The 21,756-nt window shown below is 40.0% G+C and carries 19 protein-coding genes; 13 read left to right on the forward strand and 6 right to left on the reverse strand.

Annotated features, from left to right (window positions below):
* Positions 1–65: 65 nt before the first annotated feature.
* The 10 genes from PCY09_RS05555 (at position 66) to rpsO (ending at position 12,533) form a co-directional block, all read left to right on the forward strand.
* The gene (locus PCY09_RS05555; protein WP_061593481.1) at positions 66–1,847 is read left to right on the forward strand and encodes a hypothetical protein; all 1,782 of its coding nucleotides are present in this window, start codon (positions 66–68) and stop codon (positions 1,845–1,847) included.
* A gap of 1 nt (position 1,848) precedes the next feature.
* Complete coding sequence (locus PCY09_RS05560) at positions 1,849–2,667, forward strand: hypothetical protein (protein ID WP_301556698.1); 819 nt, start codon at positions 1,849–1,851, stop codon at positions 2,665–2,667.
* Between the two features lie 92 nt (positions 2,668–2,759).
* The gene (locus PCY09_RS05565; RefSeq protein ID WP_125413797.1) at positions 2,760–4,589 is read left to right on the forward strand and encodes a DUF2194 domain-containing protein; all 1,830 of its coding nucleotides are present in this window, start codon (positions 2,760–2,762) and stop codon (positions 4,587–4,589) included.
* A 20-nt stretch (positions 4,590–4,609) separates the two neighbouring features.
* Positions 4,610–6,010, forward strand: a complete 1,401-nt coding sequence (pelF, locus tag PCY09_RS05570) for a GT4 family glycosyltransferase PelF (protein ID WP_125369297.1) — start codon at positions 4,610–4,612, stop codon at positions 6,008–6,010.
* Positions 6,010–7,455, forward strand: coding sequence for an exopolysaccharide Pel transporter PelG (pelG, locus tag PCY09_RS05575; protein ID WP_125396846.1), 1,446 nt, complete (start codon positions 6,010–6,012; stop codon positions 7,453–7,455). Before pelF ends, pelG begins: the two co-directional genes overlap by 1 nt.
* Positions 7,448–9,223, forward strand: a complete 1,776-nt coding sequence (locus PCY09_RS05580; protein WP_045634357.1) for a CotH kinase family protein — start codon at positions 7,448–7,450, stop codon at positions 9,221–9,223. Before pelG ends, PCY09_RS05580 begins: the two co-directional genes overlap by 8 nt.
* Positions 9,210–9,944: a polyphosphate polymerase domain-containing protein gene (locus PCY09_RS05585; protein ID WP_020992807.1), complete on the forward strand. Its 735-nt coding sequence runs from the start codon at positions 9,210–9,212 to the stop codon at positions 9,942–9,944. Before PCY09_RS05580 ends, PCY09_RS05585 begins: the two co-directional genes overlap by 14 nt.
* An 18-nt stretch (positions 9,945–9,962) precedes the next feature.
* Positions 9,963–10,634, forward strand: a complete 672-nt coding sequence (locus tag PCY09_RS05590) for a DUF4956 domain-containing protein (protein ID WP_045505526.1) — start codon at positions 9,963–9,965, stop codon at positions 10,632–10,634.
* 16 nt (positions 10,635–10,650) lie between these two features.
* Positions 10,651–12,036: a DUF4832 domain-containing protein gene (locus tag PCY09_RS05595; protein ID WP_045634570.1), complete on the forward strand. Its 1,386-nt coding sequence runs from the start codon at positions 10,651–10,653 to the stop codon at positions 12,034–12,036.
* A gap of 227 nt (positions 12,037–12,263) precedes the next feature.
* Positions 12,264–12,533, forward strand: coding sequence for a 30S ribosomal protein S15 (rpsO, locus tag PCY09_RS05600; protein WP_001018251.1), 270 nt, complete (start codon positions 12,264–12,266; stop codon positions 12,531–12,533).
* 626 nt (positions 12,534–13,159) lie between these two features.
* Here the strand turns inward: rpsO and PCY09_RS05605 are convergent.
* Complete coding sequence (locus PCY09_RS05605; RefSeq protein WP_227250350.1) at positions 13,160–14,086, reverse strand: S9 family peptidase; 927 nt, start codon at positions 14,084–14,086, stop codon at positions 13,160–13,162.
* Between the two features lie 286 nt (positions 14,087–14,372).
* Between PCY09_RS05605 and PCY09_RS05610 the strand changes: the two genes are divergently transcribed.
* From PCY09_RS05610 to trxA, 3 genes are all read left to right on the forward strand, one after another.
* Positions 14,373–14,786 carry a YjdF family protein gene (locus PCY09_RS05610; RefSeq protein WP_125396847.1) on the forward strand — a complete coding sequence of 138 codons (414 nt, stop codon included), beginning with the start codon at positions 14,373–14,375 and terminating at the stop codon, positions 14,784–14,786.
* A gap of 190 nt (positions 14,787–14,976) precedes the next feature.
* Positions 14,977–15,198: a DUF4649 family protein gene (locus PCY09_RS05615; RefSeq protein ID WP_008808355.1), complete on the forward strand. Its 222-nt coding sequence runs from the start codon at positions 14,977–14,979 to the stop codon at positions 15,196–15,198.
* Positions 15,199–15,213: 15 nt separating this feature from the next.
* On the forward strand, positions 15,214–15,528 hold the full coding sequence (trxA, locus tag PCY09_RS05620) for a thioredoxin (RefSeq protein ID WP_045634354.1): 315 nt from the start codon (positions 15,214–15,216) through the stop codon (positions 15,526–15,528).
* Positions 15,529–15,627: 99 nt separating this feature from the next.
* Here trxA and PCY09_RS05625 read toward each other — a convergent pair whose 3' ends face one another.
* From PCY09_RS05625 to PCY09_RS05645, 5 genes are all read right to left on the reverse strand, one after another.
* Positions 15,628–16,296 carry an MIP/aquaporin family protein gene (locus PCY09_RS05625; RefSeq protein WP_008808357.1) on the reverse strand — a complete coding sequence of 223 codons (669 nt, stop codon included), beginning with the start codon at positions 16,294–16,296 and terminating at the stop codon, positions 15,628–15,630.
* Positions 16,297–16,406: 110 nt separating this feature from the next.
* Entirely contained in the window at positions 16,407–17,198 is a 792-nt protein-coding gene (locus PCY09_RS05630; protein WP_045634353.1) for a DUF2785 domain-containing protein, read from the reverse strand.
* Between the two features lie 340 nt (positions 17,199–17,538).
* A complete protein-coding gene (locus PCY09_RS05635) occupies positions 17,539–18,198 on the reverse strand; it encodes a hypothetical protein (RefSeq protein WP_125396848.1) in 660 nt (219 codons plus the stop codon).
* 168 nt (positions 18,199–18,366) lie between these two features.
* A complete protein-coding gene (pepF, locus tag PCY09_RS05640; RefSeq protein WP_061601568.1) occupies positions 18,367–20,163 on the reverse strand; it encodes an oligoendopeptidase F in 1,797 nt (598 codons plus the stop codon).
* 115 nt (positions 20,164–20,278) lie between these two features.
* The gene (locus PCY09_RS05645) at positions 20,279–21,640 is read right to left on the reverse strand and encodes an MFS transporter (RefSeq protein ID WP_061596148.1); all 1,362 of its coding nucleotides are present in this window, start codon (positions 21,638–21,640) and stop codon (positions 20,279–20,281) included.
* Between the last annotated feature and the right edge of the window lie 116 nt (positions 21,641–21,756).

Below are 21,756 nucleotides of genomic sequence, written 5' to 3' on the forward strand. Positions count from 1 at the left end.
GAAAGTATTTTCGACCTAGATTTTGTTCTTAAGGAGAACAAAGGATATAAAAAAAGGAGAGAAATGTGAAGACTTTACTATTCGGAAACACAGGTTACATAACTAAAGAGTTCATTGAGGAGGCTTTCCCCAATAGCGACGTCTATATTTTTGGAGAGACCAACTTAACTGGCTTAAAGAGAGTAACAGTTTTTAAGAAGACAGAGGCAATAGGGATTGCTGAAATCCTAAAAAATTATCGCTTCGATCAGATTTTGTATCTTTCAAATTTCTTGACCTATAAAAATCAACAGATTGGGGAATTGGAAAGACTACAGGATTTCTTAAAAAACACTTCTAAATTGACCTGGTCTAAGATTATCTATCTGACCGGACCAGAAATCATCAATCTGCCTCAGGATTTAGAAAGAGCAGCAGAAAATCTTTGCTTGCATTGGGCTCATACCTACAGTGGCTCTCTTAAGATTATTAGAAGTCCTTATGTTTATTCTGCAACACAGCCAGAGGACTACTTCTACGGTTTAATGTCTAACATCCGCCGCAATCAGCCAATTCGTTTCGATGAGCAGCCTGATGAAGTAGCAAACTTTATTAATTCAGAAGACCTAGCAGAACTTGTTTATAAGGTGTTTAATAGTTGGACAGATGAGATTGAAGTTTTAACAATTCCTAGTCCGTTTCAGGATACCTTCCAGCAGTTGGCGACCAAGCTACAAAACTTAGAGCTTTCACACAGTACGATTGGCTTCCAATCATCCAATAAGCTATCGCCTCTCTACCAAACAATGGACAAGAATAATCTGCGTGGTCGGTATGGTTGGTTTATCCATTATTCTATTTTGGATGATTTGTCAGATCTTTATTGCCAATTTGCTTCTGAAAGTAAGCCTTTAAGACGGCTTGAATTCCGCGGTTTGAAGAAAAATATCTATAGACTGCGGGGCCATAATGATTTCCAAAAAACAGCAGAGATTTTACTGGCCTTTCTCTTGTCAGAAGTCCTCAGCTTTGTCGTCGCAAGATTTAATCAGCTGGGAATGATTGATGTGCGCCTCTTGTTTGTAACCTTAATTAGTACTATTTTTGGGACAGTATATGGCGTATTTGCTGGTGTTCTGTCTGTTTTAGGCTTATTTGTAACAAGCATAGCAGCAGGTAATAAGTGGCAATCAATTGTATATAACACTGATAGATGGCTCCCATTTGCCGCCTATATCTTCGTGGCTCTGATTTGTGGTATTATCCAGATGAAATACCAAGATGAGAAGGAATTGCTGGAAAAAGAAAACCAGTTGTTGAATGAGCAAAATGACTTTTTGACTCTTTCATATGAAGACGCGGCTCATGATCGAGATGCACTAGTTCAAAAAGTAGTGAGCAGTAGCAATGGCAACAGTCAACTATATGCTGTTCACAAACGTTTAAATAAGAAAACAGTTGAAGAAGTGATTGCTGAAGCTGAAAAAATCATTGGAGAAGAATTTTCAACTGATGAAGTTCATTTTTATCCTTTGTCTCCTTTTTCTAGCTTTAAGATAGAGCTCTATCCTCAGTTGAAAGAAGGTTTGGAAAAAGAAGCGGTTTGGATTAACAAAAAAATGCTTCCAGACTATCCTGTTTTTGCAGTAGAAATGAAGAGTGCTTCTGGACTTCATTATTTGATATGGGTCGACGAAGTTTCTTATGATCAATTGACTTTTTCAAAACTTCATTTCCTACAGATGGTAAGTGAACTGACAGCGTCTATGGTTGACAAGGCCGGTTACTATCAAGTCTTCTCTAGCATGAATAAAGATTCTGGTCTGACAGCGCATAGCAGTCCCGGCGAAATGAGGCAAGGAAACTAAAATGGAATGGATGATTACTAGTTTTTGTGTCTTTTTAGACCTAGCTTTATGCCTGCATTCGTTTATCTTATTAAAAACAAAACGGATGCAGCTGCCTTTCTTTTACATAGTCTTTCCTATTGCTCTACCCTTTTTAGGTTATATCTTACTTTGGGGCTTGAATCGTTCTATTCGAAAGGATGAATCTGACCTTTCGCTGGTTCAAGGCGATTTCGAAGAATGGTTTGACGTAGATGACACTCAGAAAATGAGTAGGGTTGAAAGTGCCTATGATCACGTTGAAGAAATTATCCCTCTAGAAGAAGCTCTTGTCTTACAAGACAAAGAAGTTTCACGGTGGATGTTGATGGAGATAGTCAGTCGGGCTCCTGCTAAGTTCATTGACTTATTGTTCCTGGCTCGTCAAGATGAGGATACGGAGGTTGTGCATTATGCAACGACCTTGATTGCGGAAATATCTCGACAATATGATATCCGTCTACAGACACTGGATAAAAAGCATCAGGAAAATCCGTCGGACTACCGGACTCTAGCAGAATACTGTGCAGTTTTAGCAGCATACCTGCAAAAGAATCTGGTGACTAAGCGGATGGAAGAGGTCTTGCGGAAAGATTATTCCCATCTCTTAGAAAAGAAACTTCAACAAAAAGAGCAACTTTCTGATTATGTGAAATTGATAGAGAATGAACTCTTGTTGAAGCGATATGAAAGTGTTGAAAAATACTTGAATACTATTTCTCAAAAATGGCCTCAACAAGAAGAGATTTATATGCTCTATCTCAGATATTATTTTGAAACGAGACAGGGAGAGAAAGGTTAGAAGAATTGGTAGAAGCTATCAAAAATGGTTCTATTTATATTTCTAAAGCGAATCGAGAACGCCTAGCTTTCTGGCAATCGTAGGTTTTTAAGATGACAAAGAAAAAAAGAAAAATCTTATATTCAAAAGAATCCATTATTGTAATTGTAATCTTTCTTTTGTTATCTGCAGTTTTGTGGATTCAAAAGAGTGGCGAACAATATACAGTTAATCCTGAAAAAAACATTTATCTAAAAAATGCTCCTTCGTCTAATGCTGTATTTAACAGCTTAGCTCAGGATAATCTGGTTCTTTATGATGAAAACAATGATACAAGTCGAAGGGCAAAAGAGCAATTTACTCAGATTCTCAAAGATATGAGAATGGGGTACCGCTTGGTTGATATTTCAAAAGAGACGATTCCTAGTTTTTCTGATTATAAAAAAGTCGTTGTGCTTCTGAGCGATTTGGAAGGCTTGGGAGACAAGGCGCTTGAAATGGTGGATTGGGTTGAGCAAGGAGGAAATGTTCTCTTTGCTGTAACCCTCTCCAAGGACAGCAAATTAACAGAAATCGAACAAAAATTAGGCGTTTCAAGTTCTAGTTTTGAAAATGCCTATGTTAAGAAAATTTATATTGATAAAGACTTTATGATTGGTGGTGGGAAAAGCTATGCCATCGACGGCGCTTTCCATTCTGCTTGGTCAGTTACACTATCATCCGATGCCAAAGTTCACGCCTGGACAGATGATGAGGCAAAAACTCCTTTGGTCTGGGAAAAGAAACATGGTCAAGGAAAGTTTGTAGTTGATAATTTTGGCATTTATGAAAGAGCAGTACGTGGCCTCTATGCAGCTTCCTATAGCTTGATGACGTCCGCAACAGCTTATCCAGTTATTAATGGGACAACTTTTTACCTAGATGACTTCCCATCTCCAGTCCCTGCAGGAGATGCGACTTATATTAAACGTGACTATAATATGAGCATCTCGGACTTTTATACCAATATCTGGTGGCCAGATTTGCTGAAGCTGGCTGAAACTTATGGAATTAAGTATACAGGTGGGGTTATCGAAAATTATGAGGATGACACGTCAGGAAATGTTCATAGCCAAAAAGACGTAGACCGATTTAAATATTTTGGTAAATCACTTTTGGCTAATGGAGGCGAGATCAGCTACCATGGTTATAATCACCAGCCTTTAACGCCTAAGGGAGTTGACTATGGCGATGAATTCCCAACCTATAAAACTTGGAAAGATAAGAAAGCTATGGCTTCTGCAATCAGTGAACTGCTTCGCTTTACAAAAGAACTCTTTCCAAAGGGAGAAAAGTCGATTTATATCCCGCCTTCAAACGTTCTATCTAAAGAAGGAAGGGAAGTTCTACGAGAAAAATTCCCAGAAATCAAGAGTATTGCTAGTAACTATTTCCCAGGCAAATTCACCTATTCCCAGGAATTTGAAGTGTCAGATGATGGTATGATTGAACAACCTCGGATTGTTTCGGGTGCTTCATGGGATGCCTATTCAAAGTTGACCGTATTTTCTGAGTTAAACATGCACTATGTCACTACTCATTTCCTTCATCCTGACGATGTCATGGATGAAGATCGAGGTGCGAAACTAGGCTGGTCCAAACTCTATAAAGATTTCCAAAATGAAATTGAGAGCCTATATAAAGTTGTTCCAAATATTCGACGCCTGACGGGTTCTGAAATGGCTGGAGCAGTCCAACGCTATGCCATCTTAACCATTAATCAGAATCGAACAGATACAGGCCTAGAGCTAGAACTTGGAAACTTCCATAATCAAGCTTATGTAATGATTCGATTAAACGAGGGCGAGCCTGGAAAAGTCAAGGGTGGCAAACTCGAACATTTAACAGGTAATCTCTATCTGCTGGAGGCAACATCAGCGAAAGTATCTATTGAGGTCAAATAAACATAGAAGAGAAAAGAAAAATGAGAATTTGTTTGGTTTTAGAAGGTTCTTATCCCTATGTTCATGGAGGTGTATCTACTTGGATGCACCAGTATATCACCGAGATGAAGGAACACGAGTTTATCGTATGGGTGATAGGAGCAAACGAGGAAAAGAAAGGGCAATTCGTCTACGAATTTCCACCCAATGTAGTAGAAGTTCGAGAGGTTTTCCTGGATAGTCTAGCCTGTTCAGAAGCGGGAAATAAGGTTTCTGAAGAATTAACCGATGCAGAATACGAAGCACTAAAACAATTAGTTTTTTGCGCAAAACCGGATTGGTCTTTGATTTTTAACTTGCTTCAAGACGGAAAAATCCAGCGGGATAGCTTCTTAGCTAGCGAAGAATTTTTCCAAATGATCCAGCAATTGTGTACGGAAAGATACGCCATGCAGCCGATGTCGGATGTGTTTCATACCATCCGCTCCATGCTTTTTCCACTTTTGACCCTTTTATCTAGTGATATTCCGATTGCAGATGCTTATCATGCAATTTCGACAGGATACGGTGGTATCTTGGCCACACTAGCGAGCGTTCGGACAAAGAAACCTCTTCTTCTGACTGAACATGGGATTTATACTCGGGAGCGTGAGGAAGAAATCATCCGAGCAGATTGGATTTTGCCCTCCATGCGAAAACAATGGATTGATTTTTTCTATACTCTTTCAGATGCTGTCTATTCAAAAGCAGACTGTATTACCAGCCTGTTTTCAAAGGCCAGAGAAATTCAGATAGATATGGGTTGTGATCCAGAAAAGTGTCGAGTCATTTCAAATGGAATTGACTACGAAGCTTTTTCAACAATTCCTCATGAGAGGGATGGCTTTATCAACATTGGTGCAGCGGTCCGAATGGCTCCAATCAAGGATATTAAAACCATGATTTATGCCTTTTACGAAGTATCTGCTCAAATGCCAAATGTGCGTCTCTATGTTATGGGAGGTGTAGATGATAAAGCCTATGCCAATGAATGCTATGATCTAGTTCGAAAATTGAAGTTAGATAACCTGATTTTTACCGGCCGGGTTGACATCAAAGAATACCTCAAAAGAATGGATTTTATGATTTTAACCAGTATTTCTGAGGGACAGCCCCTTTCTGTTCTAGAAGCAATGGCAGCTGGAAAAGCGTGTGTAACGACAGACGTTGGTTGCTGCAGAGAATTGCTGGAGGGAAGAGAAGACGATAATTTGGGACCAGCAGGGTATTGTGTACCCCCTACTGACCTAAGCGGCCTAGCTGATGCTATGCTACGGATGGCTTCTGTGGAAGAAGAAAGGCTGGTGATGGGGAAAACTGCTAAAAAACGAGCCGAGCTATATTACCAATATGACCAAATGATTGACCAATATAGACAAATGTATAAGGAGTATGTGAAGTAATGGCAGGATTGGGATTTGAACTAAGAAAGGTATATAATAAGGGAAGCTTCCTTGCCAAGCAAAAAGCATATGGCTATGCAGGTATTATTTATGTTGGACCGATGATTCTTGGGATTTTACTGATTCTTGCAGTTGTCTATCTCAGTGTTTTTGGTCGTTTTGGCAACAGTGAACGCGACCATCTGTTGGGGTTGATTTCCTACTCAATCCTAGCTTCCTTAGCCATCACCAATATTTTTTCTATGGTTGTGACTCGCTATGTCTCAGATATGCTCTATGAAGAAAAGTTTGAAAAAGTTCTGCCTTCGTACTTTTCTTCTGGTGCCATGATGTTGGGACTTGGCTTTGTGTCCTATGGCTTGTTCTTATTCTTATCAGGCATTCCCTTGCTGGAGATTGTTTTAAACTTGCTACTGTTTAGTGAATTATGCTTGATTTGGCATGCTGTCAATTATCTAACAGCGGTTAAAGACTATCGCAGTATCTTAAAAACATTTGCAACGGCGATCCTGATTACGCTTGGAGCAGGCTTTCTCGCTTTATCCTTGTCAATCCCTTATGGTTTACTTCTGAGTACCTGTATTGCTTATGCATATATCCTGATTCAAATGATTCGCATAATGTATCGATATTTTCCGAAAAGCTATGAGGCCAATTTCGAGTTTCTGATTTGGTTTGATGAATATTTCAATCTTTTTAAGGTTGGAATCTATCTTTTTATCGGGCTCTTTGCCCATATTGTGATTAACTGGTTCGGGCCATTGAGTAAGGGGATTGGAGGACTTTTTCGTACAGCTCCTGTCTATGATGTGTCAGCTATGTTGGCCTATCTCGTAACCTTGGTGTCAACAGTGAGCTTTGTGGTTTCGGTAGAAGTTGTATTTTATCCGAAATTTAGGAAATATTACCAGCTGTACGATGGGGTCGGAAGTGTTGATAAAATCAACCAGACGGAAGTGGATATGCTTCGGACTCTCCGAAATGAATTAAAATATTTATCTTGGAAGCAACTCTTAGCAACCTTGCTAGCGATGTTTGTGGGGATAGTTTTGTTGGGGGTTCTACCCCTAGGCTTTAATAGTCAGATGAAAGGCTATTTTCAGACCCTTTGTTTGGGCTACGGACTTTATGCTGTAGGAAATGTTAACTTACTCTTACTTCTTTATTTCGTAGACTATGAAGGGGGTAAAGATTGCGCCAAGTGGTTTGCTGGAATTTCAGTTATCTTTAGTATTCTGACTCAGTTTATGGATACATCTTTTATCGGTTATGGCTTTTTATTAGCTTCACTAATACTTTATTTAACAACAAGTGCTCGTTTGACTGAATATACCAAAGACCTTCCTTACCGTGTTTTAGGAAGTCAGGATGTCGTTTCACGTGAAGAAGTAGGATTCTTTACTAAGCTGTATAATACGTTGGAAGCGAGGAGAAATGATGAATAATAAGTGGGGTAAATTTCTACTAGTCTTTGGATTGATGTCCCTCGCCTTTATTCTTTTAGCAGTTTTTGATAACACAGGAAATACTGGAAAAGACAAAGTGACCCAAAAGGTGAAGAAGGAAAAGGTGCAAAATATTAATGACTTGCATCTTTATGACAAAGAAACCTTGTATAACCAAGGGGATCCGGATGTCATTACCATGTATTTGACTGTTAGACGGGGGAATACAGTCGAAAACACCAATCATTCTTGGAGTGAAGTCAACCAGTATTCAGCTTATGATTATGAAAAAATGGGTGTGAAACGCTATCAAGTCGAAGGTCTCCTTCAAGTGGGCAATGAAAAAGGACCTGAGTCAGGGCAGTTCGGTTTTGGAGAAGAAGTTCCCAATGCTACGGTTCAGATCCGTGGGCAAAGCTCTAGTAGAGCCAGTCAAAAGAATTATAAGGTTGAGATAAAAAGGAGCAAGGGAAGATGGGAAGGTCAACGGACCATTAACCTAAATAAGCATCCCTATGACTATCTACGTTTCCGTAATAAGCTAGCTTTTAAGCTAATAGAAGGAATTCCGCAAATTGTAGGACTACGTACCCAATTTATCCATCTCTATGTCAAAGATGAGACAGGAGAAGAATCGAAGGGGTTTGAAGATTACGGAATCTACACTCAAGTTGAACAGTTAAACAAGACGGCTCTTGAAGCTCATGGTCTTGACCAAAGTGGTCATCTCTATAAGATTAATAATTTCGAATTCTATAGAGAGCCGGATGCTATTCGAAAAGAAGATGATCCTCAATTTGATAAGAAAAAATTCGAGTCTCGTTTAGAGGTTAAAGGAGACAAGGACCATACCAAGCTGATTGACATGTTGGATAAACTAAACGATGAGTCAGTCTCAAGTGATGAGTTCCTAGAAAAATATTTTGATGCGCAAAATGTCCAGTACTGGATGGCCTTTCAGATTTTGATGGGCAATATTGACAGTCAAAACCGGAATATGTTCCTCTACAGTCCAAAGAATGGGACACGTTGGTATATCTTACCTTGGGACTTGGATGATTCCCTACACAAAAGTGAGTATGCAATCCGTAAGCAAGGTGCATTGGGAGAAAATAGTTGGCAATACGGAGTCAGCAACTACTGGGGAAATCACTTATTCCAACGCTTGCTCAAATCAGAAAGATTCAGAACTGGTTTGGAAAGAACAGTTGATGAATTATATAAAAATCAGCTGAAACCAGAAAATATTGGCGATTTGAGTAAAAATTATGCTAAAATAGTAAAACCATATCTGTCTCGTATGCCAGATTTGGGTCATTTGTATTTTAATGAGGACCAGTATAATCAGGTCTTAGATGCTCTACCAAAAGAAGTAGAGGAAAATTATCATGACTATAAGAAGAGTTTGCAATCGCCTCAGCCATTCTACATTGACCAACCTAAAGTAGAAGGAAAGAAACTAGTCTTAAGATGGCTACCATCTTATGATTTTAATAATCAAGAGATTACCTATCACGTAGAACTTGCCAAGGATCCAAGCTTCAAAGAAAAAATACTAGATAAGAAGGGGATCAAGGAACTCAGTATTAAGACAGACCGTTTACCTAAAGGTCAATACTTTATTCGAGTTTTTGCTACAAATGAAACAGGCAATTCACAAGCGGCCTTTGACTACTATCGGACAGACACTGCCAAACAATTTGGTGTCTCAGGCTTCTATGTAATGGAAGATGGGGGAATCAAGGTTGACACTTATGAAAACAGATAAAAAGGAGCAGTTTCGCCATGAAGCGAAATATCTCATCGGTTTAAAAGAAAAAGCCTTACTGACCCAACGGTTTGAGTCTATTCTAAATTTGGATAGACATGCTCAAAACGGAGGGTACACCATTCGCAGTCTTTATTTTGACGATTACTGGAATAGTAGTTACGAGGAAAAGGCTGCAGGGATTTTGATGCGAAAGAAATATCGAATTAGAATTTATAATTTTAGCGATCGTAGCATCAAGTTGGAAAGAAAGAAAAAGTTTGAAAATTATATCTATAAGGAAGCAGCACCTTTAACACGAGAAGAGGTGGAAAAAATTATTGAAGGTGACTATGGATTTCTACTCCATAGTCCCCATCCTCTTTGTCGGGAATTTTATTTTGAATGTGTGACAAATGTTATGCGTCCCCGTGTAATTGTTGACTACGAGCGGGAACCGTGGGTTTACGATGCAGGGACAGTACGCTTGACCTTTGATTCAAATGTTCGAGCAGCTGTTGGTAGCTATGATATATTTGACCCGAACTTACCGACTATTCCAGTTCTTCCGGAAGGCAAGTTGGTTTTTGAGGTGAAATATACAGAGATGCAACCGCAGATTATCAAAGATATTATTCCCCCCGGGGCTTCAGAGTTTATCGCGGTATCAAAATACGTTCTTTGCTATGAAAAGACAAGATATTTGCATGATTTTGAGTACTGGTTTGACACAGATTATTAGGAGAGATAGGAGAAAAGAATGAGTGTTCAAGATATGATTAAAAAATCAATATTAAAATCAGAGAATTTTACTTCCCAAAATGCTGTGAAAATTCTTGCCACTCTTTTATTAGCAATCGCATTAGGAGCTTTTATTTACTTTGTTTATCAGCGGTTTTTCACTGGAGTTGTCTATTCAAGAAGTTTTGCTATGACCTTGATTGGGATGTCTATCCTAACAGCCATGGTGACTTTGGCAATTAGTACCAACGTTGTTATTTCTTTGGGGATGGTCGGTGCCCTTTCCATTGTGCGTTATCGGACGGCTGTGAAAGACCCCATGGATCTGCTTTATTTGTTCTGGGCCATCACCACAGGAATCACAGTTGGAGCAGGTATGTATATCTTAGCCATTGTGACAGCTGTTGTTATTTTTGCAATGCTACTCATTTTTAGTCGGATGCAGCACCAAGGTAGGGTCTTCATTCTCATTATTCATTACCAAGGAGACGAAACAGGAGACCGCATCATCCAATCTTTTGGTAAGATCAAGTACTTTGTGAAATCTAAGACCCTTCGTGGAGATGCTGTTGAAATGGCAGTTGAAGTCCTCTGTAAAAAAGACGATTTCACATTTGTAGAACGCATTCGGAATATTGAACAGGTTTCAGACGTGACACTTATCCAATATAACGGTGAGTATCACGGATAGCATGATTGGAAATGGAATGAATAAAAAGTTGCGATACAGTTTAATTATTTTAGTAGTAGCCACGATTTTTGGTAGTTTTTTCTTAAGTTCCTTGAATAATAAAAAACAAGCAAACCGTACTTTTACCTACTCTGAAGAGGCAATTCCAAATCCCTTGATGGGCTATGCGCCATCAGCAGAGGAATCAGAGCTTTCGGACGATGTTCAACTGGTATATATGGATGTCACTTGGAAAGAATTGGAAGCCCAAAAGGGTGTATATGATTGGGACAAGATAGAAGAAAGCAACCAGATGAAACGCTGGAAAAAGGAAGGAAAGTACATTGTTCTACGCTTTGTCTTAGACTATCCTTCAAATACTTCTCATGAAGATATTCCTTCTTGGCTCATAAAAGAAATGTCTGATCCAGGGGATCGTTACGAGTCTGACTATGGAAAAGGCTTTTCTCCTAATTATTCAGATAAAACCTTGATTTCTTATTATCAAAAAGCTGTTGCTGCCATGGGAGAACGCTGGGCAAAAAGTGGGCAAATTGCCTTTATTCAGCTTGGAGTTCTCGGCCATTGGGGAGAATGGCACGTTAATGATGAGGCGAACATCAGAAAATTACCAGAAGCAGCAATCCGTGAAAAATTTATCACTCCATGGACTCAAGCTTTTCCCAAAGCCAATATTTTAATGCGTCGCCCTTTTGTTGCTGCTAAGAAGCATGGCTTCGGCCTTTATAATGATATGGTCGGAGAGAAAGAAAGCACAAAGGTTTGGCTCGATTGGATAAAATCTGGTGGTGACTATGACCAGGAAGAAGCGAAGGATGGCCTTGTAGCGATGCCTGACGCCTGGCAAACTGCTCCGATTGGTGGTGAGTTTACTAGTGCAGTGAGCATGAAAAACATTCTCAAGAATAATTTAGAACAAACGATTAAAGAAGTTCAACAATCGCATACAAGCTTCTTGGGACCTAAGATTGCTGAGGTACTTGATGAGAAGGATGATACGGGCTATAACGAAGTCTTGAAAAACATGGGTTATAGATTCTGGGTTCCTTCAGCGTCCTTGAAGTCACAAGGTGATGAAACCAAGCTTACTCTTACTTTAGCAAACAAAGGAGTAGCTCCTTTTTATCGGAATTGGGACACTAAGATTTATGTTCTTGATAAATCAGGGGAGATTGTAGAAACTAAGAAACTTTCTCTTGATTTAACCAAGCTTCTACCAGATAAAGAGGAAGAGCTTGAAGTCTCACTTTCGACTTCTGATCTGATGAGTAAGGATAAGGGCTATAAGGTTGCTATAGGAATCATCTCTCCTTTAACAAACCAGCCATCTATTCGTTTTGCAAATGAAGGTCAAGAAGACCAGACTGTTCTGACTCTATATGATGCTGCAACTGATGAATAAAAAAAGAAGTGCTGCAATAGGCAAAGCACTTCTTTTTTAGCTAATTTCCGGAAACTATGTGGCTAGGGTTGATTAATCAATGACCAAGACGATTTAAAGTAGGATGATTTGACAAAGCTGGTCCTTCTTGGTAGAATAAGAATGTCGTAAAGACAAATAACTTCTTCTTGGTTGCAGGCCATGCCAAACCTGCCACTCGGATGAAGCGTAAAGAAAAGGAGTATATCATGGCAATCTCAAAAGAGAAAAAAAATGAAATCATTGCACAATATGCGCGTCACGAAGGTGATACAGGTTCAGTAGAGGTTCAAGTTGCTGTCCTTACTTGGGAAATCAACCACCTTAACGAACACATCAAACAACACAAAAAAGACCACGCTACTTACCGTGGATTGATGAAGAAAATCGGTCGCCGTCGTAACTTGCTTGCATACTTGCGTAAAAACGACGTTAACCGTTACCGTGAGTTGATCAACTCTCTTGGACTTCGTCGCTAATTCAAGATACAAAGGCCGTCAAAAGCACAAAGCAAAAATAGGAAAATTGACGAAGGAACTTCAGTTTCTAGGAGATTTTATCTTTTTTGCAAAGTGCTTAGGCCGTGTTCAATTGTGCATATCTTGATAATGAAGCTACTCTAAATTGGGTAGCTTTTTTCATGGATTTTAGCCCGAGCTCAAAATGGCTCTCTGGATTCAGAGGGCTTTTTTGTTTTATCAACTCACTTAGGCCGTGTTCAATTGAGCACATCTTGATAATGAAGCTACTCTAAATTGGGTAGCTTTTTTCATGGATTTTAGCCCGAGCTCAAATTGGCTCTCTGACTTCAGGGAGCTTTTTCTGTTCCGTCACCCTACCTCAATATACTCAAGTATTATCTTCGGTTACGGTTCCTAGCACTGTAAGCTAAAATAAACCAGATTTTCTCCCTTCGGGGAGATTTTTTATTTTCACTAGGATTTTAGCCCGAGCTCAAAACAGTTTTCTGGGTTTCGGAGCACGATTATTCGCCTTTCCCCTTAATTCGTTTTAAGATCTTCAAATATCGTTTTCTAAGCTGAATTTTCTAATTCTACAGATAAAAGTCCTTCTATCCCTTAGAAGAACTTTTTTATAAGAAGATTTACTCTTTCAAGAATTTTTGGATTGCTGGAGCGGCAGTGATAGCAAATCTTTCGTCAATGCCATGCTCTCCACCTTCTACAGTGACCAGCTTAGCATTTGGAATGGTCTGACTGGCTTCGACCGCATACTGGTAGGGAACGACTGCATCATCAGTGCCATGGATAATCAGAGTCAGAGCTGTAATTTTGGCCAGCTCAGATTGGATATCGATACCTAAAGCATCAATTAGATAAATCTTCCCCAGAGTAGCATTGTGATGTGTCAGGCTATCTGGAAGTTGATCAAAGTTGGGACTTCCTAGCTCACGATAAGTTTCTTTGGCATCGTCAAAAAGAACAAAAGCTGGAAAGATAAGCAGGAGTTTGTGTACGCGGTCCGGATAAGCAGCAGCATAGAGACTGGCGACGACTCCACCTTGGCTAGCACCGAATAAGCTCATTTTACTTTTATCTACAAAGGCCTCGGAACTCAGCTTTTCCATGACTTGGGTCAAGTCTGTGAGTTCGGTCTTGACCGACATATTCAGCATATCTTGCCCACCACTCTTCGATTGGCGGCTACCGCCGTAGAAATCAAAGCTGTAAACCAGATAACCTTGCTTTGCCAACAGCTGGCTGTACATTTCATATTGCTTAAGGGTGTTGTTTAATCCATGTGCAATAACAATAGTCGGTAATTTTTTACTCTTGTAGTCACGAGGAGCAGTAATCTTTCCGTATAGCTGCTTGTCGTCGTATGAAACACTATAGTCTTCAGACACGATATCTTCTGTCGGAGTCGGTTGCTTGTCACTCTTCTCACTAGAAGCTGTTTGTGTACTTTCGCGCTTAGGAGGAGTATGAATTGGTTTGATCTGGGAGTGCCAGAAGAAAAGACCTAGTCCAACCAAGCACAAGGTTGCTAAGAAAGCCCAAATATACTTCATAGTTCTCTCCTTTCAGTATTTGTAGTATTATAGCGGAAATGAAGTTATTTTACAAGGAGAGAGAGTTCTTGTTTTTGACTTTTCTAGATTTCATGCAAGAAAATCCAATTTAGTCATCTCGGCGAGATTCCGATAATCTTGAATTTTTTAGAAAATCTTGCTAGACTGTAGCTACTAAGATAAAAACACAGTTCTGGTTGGTAGTCCAGACGCAAAAAGTCTATTTTTGTCAGTAACCTTCCTCCTTGGTTGTCCATTCTTAGGGATTTTTAAAGGAGGTGCTGTCATGGATAAGATTCCAATGACGCTGACAGTTTATTTTGAAGAGGGCTTTTGGCATGGTCTTTTCGAGCAGGAACATGCTCAATCTTATAGAGTTTGCCGAGTCACCTTTGGTGCAGAGCCTAGCACGCAGGAATTGTTGGACTTTCTAAACCGTTATTATCATCGGTTGCAGTTTAGTCCTAGCATCAGGGTGAAGGAGAAGACTAAGTCTATCAGTCCCAAACGCTTGCAAAGACAGGCTAAAAAAGAGCAGATGGCTTCACGGTCTTCAAAGTCTCAGGAAGCGCTGAAATTGCAATTAGAAGAGCAAAAGAAACTCGCTCAAGTCAGACGCAAGCAACAGAAAGAACTGGCTAAGCAAAGGAAATTCGAACTCAAACAGCAAAAACGATTGGAAAAGCACAAGGGGCATTGAGCCTGTTTTTTCTTATTTCTATGGAAAGGTCTCCCGATGGGAGGCTTTTTTTGTTTGTCAGTCAATCGGTGAGTAACTTTAAAAGTGAATGAATTTCTCTGAGTCGTTTTATTTGACAGATGTAATAAAGATAGTTACAATATAATCATAAAATAAAAAATTACAAGAGTAATTTGAAAAAGGAGAAGTTATGATTGAAATTACTTATTTGGATGCTGTCAAGCAAGAGCGGAAGATGACCTTTGAGTCCTATCAAGCATTTGAACAGTCTCAGCAGGCCTGCTTGATTGGGGTTGCGGATTATTATCCGGTTCAGAAACTGACCTATAATGGGCACGATTTGGATTATCATGGGACTTATGGCGATGTATTCTTTTTCCTGATGAAGCAGGATTTGACAAAGTTTGATTAAAAGGAGATAAAAATAATGGTAAAAGCAATTACAGATGCAACATTTGAGCAAGAAACAAAGGCTGGCTTAGTTTTAGTTGATTTTTGGGCAACATGGTGTGGACCTTGTCGAATGCAAGGACCAGTCTTAGATAGACTGTCAGAAGAACTTTCAGAAGATAAACTCAAAATTGTCAAAATAGATGTGGATGAAAATCCACTGACAGCTCGTTCTTTTGGAATTATGTCTATTCCAACACTTCTATTTAAAAAAGATGGCCAAGTGGTTAAACAAGTTGCAGGTGTGCACACTGCAGAACAAATCAAAGCTATCGTTGCTGAATTGAGTTAAAATCAATACACTCCCGTAAGTAAAATGGGAGTGTATTTTAATATTTAAAGAAAAAGCCTTGTTCCTCAAGATAAGGAGCAAGGCTCTTTTTATTTTCAATTATTCTTCCGTTCCAAGAAGGTTTTTGGCAACGACTGCTGCAAGAAGGCCACCAACAATTGGTGCTAAGATGAAGATCCAAACTTGTTGCAAGGCTACACCACCTACAAGAAGAGCTGGTGCCAAGCTACGAGCTGGGTTAACTGAAAGGCCTGTGATATTGAGACCAACCAAGATCATCACTACCAAAGTCAAGGCAATTACGAGGCCAGCGATTGAGCTGTTGCCCTTGCTTGAAGAAGTCACGGTCATGATAACCAAGACAAACAAGAAGGTTGCAATGACTTCAAATAAGAAGCCACCAAAGATAGTTACACCATTTGCCAAGGCATTTTCACCTAGGCTGGCAGTTGGCATACCTGAATTAGCCAAGAGGAAGTATACTGTCGCTGAAGCAATAAAAGCCCCAAGAACTTGTGCAAGGATGTAGTTCACAAGATCCTTAGACGACAAACGCTTGTTTGCAAACATAGCAATAGATACTGCAGGATTAAGGTGAGCTCCGGAAATCGTACCGATAGAGTAAGCAGCAGCAACGATTGACAAACCAAAGGCAAGGGCAATTCCAAGATGACCAAGGCCCTCTACACCATTACCAAAAACAACTGCGCCTGTTCCTACAAATACAAGCATGAATGTACCAATTAATTCAGCAAAGAACTTTTTCATTTTCTGTCTCCTTTTTCTAAAACTAAGCACTAGTCTATCAAAAGAAGCAATCGGATTCAAGAAAAGTGACTTGAAATTTTTTTGAAAATCATAAAACAACTAGCTTATCCTTAGCATTGAAAAGATTGAATAACTTTTCTCAACTCATTTTGTAAAATGTTTCTTTGATCAAGTTGGACATAAACTTCCAACAGACAGGATCTGAAGTTGGAAAATTTATAAAAATCTTCAGTCTCTTCTAACGTAAAATCAATAGCTTTTATCCAAGAAACTACTTGTTCTTGCTCTAACTTTCCTTGTAAAATGGGTTCATAAAGTACTCTTGCTAAACGCCAATCCTCATCGTTTGTAAAACGAATCGAAATTCTTTTAAATAGTTGGTCAAGTATGTCAATTACTTCATGAACTCTGTTTTTAGGAAATTCTGGATGACAAACTACCTCTGTCAAGAGATCAGCACCATGCGCAAAAGCGTGAACCCAACCATATTGACTTGAAAAACCTGTTGTATCCTTTTCTTTTGAAAGATAGTGCAAGCCTTGGTTTAAAATGATATTGCGAATTTCTCCTTTTAATTCCTGATAAAAAATCGATTGCTGATTGGCATCTGCAGACAGGAGATTTGCATAAATAAGTGCCCTAAAAGAACGTTCAAGTGTTGGCAACCCTATCTTATCAATCTCTTTCTCTAGTCCTCCATCAGATAAAATTTCCTCAACAATGAAATGGAATTGTTTCTCTGTAAATAGCTCTTCTTGAATCCCTCTAGCCAAGCTTATAAAAACGAGGTCGTCGCGAATTTCTGGTGAGGGATCTCCCAAATGCTTCAGTAACCACTGGATTTCTTCTTGGCTATAGCTTGGTCTTTCTTCTGTCACTTTTCGTTGTAATTCTTGATACATCCTTAGCACCTCTACATTTCTAGTAACTTATCAAAAAGCCATCCGTAGATGACTTTATATTATTTAACCATCAAATTTTTTCAGTAGTAACTATATAGCAAGTTCAGTTCTAACATCACGAACTTCAACGGTCTTCTTGAAAATGGCTACAGATAAGCCAATTTCAAGAATGATTAATAACCGAAAAGCAATATTTTATAGCGAGTTTACTCTTCATTTATTCCCCCAACTCTTCGCTATAGGCGATAATCTGATCAACTGTGTCGGACAAGAATTGGATGGTGTCACGGAGTGGTTAAGCATATACATATTGCCTGATGGATACTGAGCAGATCTAATGTTACCATGCCAACCCTGCATTTGCTATTTCCTTTTTTGAAGCGTATTGACCGTTGGGACGATGCCATCTGCCTCTATAATCTTTAAAATATCCACCGGCAGCTACTGATTCTTGCTGTTCTACTATCTGATTTTCTGTAGCTTGTCTTTCTGCAGCTTGGCGTGCTTGTTCAGCTTCTGCAGCTTGTTGGGCCCTAATATTAATCGCATTTTGGACAAGCCCAATACGATATACCAATTTAGACTTTATATTTTCATCAGCAACACGCTCAACTGCAGCTTGAGCTGGAGCAACGTAGTCTTGAACTTGATTGTTTTCTAGTTGTTGAACAGTTGCCTCTGCTTGCTCTACAATTTGTTTGGCTTCCGCCTCTCTTCTTTCTTGTTCTTCGCGAGCCTTCCTCTCTTCTTCTTGTTTTTTTCTTTCCTCTTCTTCTCGTAGTTTTCTTTCTGCTTCAGTCTTTTTCTCTTTTTCCTGTTCTTCTTTTTCTTTTTTCTCTTTCTCTAATTTTTCTTTTTCCGCTTTCTCTAAACTATTTTTATCCTCTTTTTGAACGAAGCCTATCTGTTTATCGGTGTTTTCTTGGGAAACCTCATTCTCTGTTGAGCAAGCTCCAAGCAGTAGTGCAGTCAAAGCTGTTAAAAATAACCATTTTTTCATAATTTTTCTCCCTTCGGATATGTATCCAAGGACATCATATCACAAAAAGGAAGCGTTTTCAATAGATATTTTTGTAAAATTTTAAAATATAGATTTGATTTTGTTCTTTAAAAGAACTAAAAATCAGACCCAGATGAATAATCCAAGTCTGATTCTAAATATATAGTCTTACTCTCCCAACTCCTCGCTGTAAGCAATAATCTGATCAACTGTATCTGACAAGAATTGAATGGTGTCACGGAGTGGTTTGTCTGTCGAAATATCTGCTCCGATAATCATAGCTGACTCAAGCGGAGTCTTGCTGCCGCCTGATTTGAGTAGCTCCAGCCAGTCACGGGCACCATTTTCGTCATTTTTCAAATGTAGGTAGCCAGCAGTAGAGATGACCAGACCTGCGGAGTAAGTATAGCTGTAGAGTCCCATGTAGTAGTGGGCTTGACGCATCCAAGTCAGGGCAGCGTCGTCGTCAATCTCAACGGCATCGCCCCAGAAGTCCGTCAAGACTTCTTTCATGATAGCGTTGAGTTTGCTTGCGCCAAAGGTTCCGCCTTCTTCAATCAAAGTATAGACCTTGCGTTGGAAGGCAGCTTCCAGCAAGTGGGTGATGAAGTTGTGGAAGTAAGTATCCGTCAGACGGTGAGCCAGGGCAAATCGTTTTTGGCGAGGGTTATCAAATTGGCGCTCCAGATAATCGCTGAGCAGGAGCTCATTAAAGGTAGACGGTGCTTCCACGTAGTAGGTGGACATATGGGCGTTGAAATAGCTTTGGTGATTGTCAGAGAAGATAAACTGACCAGAGTGGCCAATTTCGTGAATCAGTGTATAGACATCACTCATGCGACCAGTCCAGCTCATGAGGACATAAGGGTGAACCCGATAAGGATCCGCAGCATAGCCTCCAGAGTCCTTTCCGGCATTGGCCGCAAAGTCGACCCAACGTTCTTCCTTGTAGCGGGCAACTTCTTGACAATACTCTTGTCCGAGAGGCTCGACTGATTTCATGACGAGGTCATAGGCATCGTCAATGCTGACTTCAGGATTGAGCTCGCTGTCCAAGTCCAGCTTCCAGTCGGCAAAGGTCATTTTTTCAAGTCCGTTTACCTTAGCGACATGCTTGAGGTATTTCTGAGCAACTGGAGCAAATTCGCTCATGATCAAGTCAATCTGCCGGTCAAACATAGAGCGATCAACTTCTTGTTCTGCCAGTAAGTAGTCAAAGACAGAGTCATAGCCTTTCATGTCAGCTAGCAGTTTTTCAGACTTGACCTGAGCCAGATAGGCAGCTGCAGCGGCATTTTGGTGCTTACGAAGGCCTTCAGAGAAAGAGCGGAAAGATTTTTCGCGAATTTCTGCGTTTTCATGGTTTTGGTAGAAATTCTCATAGGTGACAAAGCTATTTTTGTAAACTTTGCCATCCACTTCGAAGTCATCCATAGCAAAGTCGCCAGCCCGCATCTTAGTGTAAATATCCTGTGGACTGTAGAAGACTTCGCCCAGATTAGTCAAGGCTTTTTCGACATCCGCTCCCAGATAGTGGGCTTTTTTGATTTTAGCCTGGCGGATAGCTGAAGTCAGATGGGGCTCTTGGCCCAGTTTTTCTAATACAGCTTCATCCGCACCGACTAGGGCGTCGTCAAAGAAGCTGAGTGCGACATTGGCCTCTGTCTCAAACTCCATAGCTGCTTGGGCAATCTGCGCAAAGCTCTCATCACCGAAGTCAGTGGTCTGTGGCATGAAGCCGTAGTTGCCGATATGGCTGATTTGGATATAAATCTGCTCTAACTCAGCAAATGCTCGCTCAAAATCTTCGAAAGTGCTGAGCTTGCCTTGGTAATCACGGACGAATTTTTTGATATCCTCTCTGGCCTTTTCGATGGCCCGCAGGAAGTCCTCTTGGTCTTGGTAAAGGGCTGTTAGGTCCCAGAGTTCATTTTCCGGAAATTCAGAACGATGTTTTTGTTCCATAGTATACTCCTTTTGTCATATATAGAAATAGTATAGCAAAAAATCCCCCAAAATGTCTTTGGAGGAGAAGGATAAGTCAGTATTTTTTAGATGTTTATCAGGTCAAGGATAAAAGTCAATGTTTCTTTGCAGCAATCTTTTTAAAAAGCAGTAGATAAGACAAGAAGACGAAGATAACCAGGCCCAATAAAAGAGTGAAGACGTTTTGAGTTCCTTTTGTCATATTGGGAGCTTGATTAGCGATGACAGCTGTGACTGCAGTACCTATAGCGCCCGCAAAGGTCTGGGCCAGCTGAAAGAGCGCAGTCGTATCTGCAGTTTTTTCTTTATCAACTTGAGTCGTTGCTAGGGCAAGTGTGTTATTAAAGGCCATGTTTCGACCCAAGGTAAAGCAAATATAAATCGCAATAACAGCTGTTAAGGTGAGTTCTTTTGTGAAGATAAGGAGCAAGAATACAGCAAGGAAAAGAAGAGAATTTCCTGTAAAAAGGGTTGGTTTCGGACCATTTCTATCATAGAGTTTGCCAAAGACAGGAGAGAGGAAGGCTCCGAGCATGGTTCCTGGAAGCAGTGCGAAGCCTGCCTGAGCTGTTGAAATGTCTTTTTCTATGACTAGGAAGTTGGGAATCAGAAAATTAGCCGATAGGTTGATAAACTGGAAAATGAAGAAGGGTAAAATAGCCAATAAGACTGTTAGTTGCTTTAAGATACGAATATCTAAGAATGGATGTTCAATCTTCAAGCTCCGATAGATAAAGCAAGATAATGGCACTACGCAGAGAACAAGATAGAGCCAATCGATATGTCCTTCTTCTAAGCTAGAGATAGCTACAATGGCAAAGACGAGTGAGCTTGCTAAGAGGAAAAATGAGAGAAGATCAAAGGCGCGTTTCCTAGACTTCTCTGAATTTCTTAGAAAGAAAAAGCCAAGAATAAAGGAAATGATTGGGACAGGAAGAATAAAGGTATAAATCATATGCCAGTCAAAACGACTAATCATAAAACCACCGTAAGTCGGCCCAATTGCTGGTGCTAGGCTGACCACCATCCCAGACAAGCCCATGTAGGTTCCAATTTTTTGCTTAGGAACACGCTCAACAATTAAGTTAAAGAGCAAAGGGATAGCTAATCCAGTAGCTCCTCCTTGCAGGATTCTCCCTACCATCAAGATGGGAAAGCTTGAAGCCAACATGGCAATCAGAGTTCCCACGCAAAAGTTGGCCAAAGCGGTAAAGAGGATGGTTCTCTCTTTCCAATTGTGGGCTAGGGTCGCTCCTAAAGTAATTGTAATAGCCACTGCTAACAAATACCCTGTCGTAATCCATTGCAGTGTTCCCAATCCTAACCCAAAGACCTTACTTAGATGCGGGAAGGTTACATTCATACTGGTTTCAGATAAGATGCCTGCAAAGCAGACTAAGGCTGTCGCAAGGAGCGAGAAAAAATCTTTCTTTTCAACTGTTTGATGATTTGGCACGATTGTCTCCTTTACATGTTTGAAATGAATCACTGTATTTATTATAAAGCAAGAAGTTCGCTTTGAAAAGTGAATGAAGGCTATACCGCCATCTTATTTGACGAATCGAAAGGGAA

This window comes from Streptococcus sp. SG2 (genome assembly GCF_030439925.1).
In the GTDB taxonomy this organism is placed as follows: Bacteria; Bacillota; Bacilli; order Lactobacillales; family Streptococcaceae; genus Streptococcus; species Streptococcus gordonii.